The 446-nt window shown below is 63.0% G+C and carries 1 pseudogene; it reads right to left on the reverse strand.

Annotated elements, in window-relative coordinates:
* A pseudogene (locus I6F36_RS38760) lies at nucleotides 1-427 on the reverse strand (hypothetical protein); the annotation flags it as partial.
* Between the last annotated feature and the right edge of the window lie 19 nt (nucleotides 428-446).

The raw sequence follows: 446 nt of genomic DNA on the forward strand, positions 1-446 counted from the left end.
ACATCACCGCAATCATCGAGTTGGGTAGGCGCAGTGTCTGGCCACCAAACAGGCTGAAGCCGACTTCGAAGGTACCTGCGGCAAAGGACGCCAGCAGGGCTAACAGCATCGATACAGCAACGAAGCGCTTGCGCTGCCGGGTCATCTGCACCGAGCCGCTGTCGAGCAAGATCGGCTTGGTCGTGCTCAGGCAGCGGCGAACCGCCAACAGAAGTGGCAGTCCGACCGATGCGACCACCAACGCGGGCCAGTTGACCATACTGGGCATCTGGCCTGCAGGCATGCCCATCAGCGGCCCGGCAAGCCAACTACCGAACGCGGGGCCCGCGAGAAAGCCAACGAACGATGCACTACCGATCAGCACAAAGCGCCGACTCCTGTCCTCGGTATTGCTGATGTCGGTCACATAGGCCTGGGCACCGGGCACGATAGCCGCTGCCCCCGCC

Source organism: Bradyrhizobium sp. BRP19, from assembly GCF_020194195.1.
GTDB classification, from domain to species: domain Bacteria; phylum Pseudomonadota; class Alphaproteobacteria; order Rhizobiales; family Xanthobacteraceae; genus Bradyrhizobium; species Bradyrhizobium yuanmingense.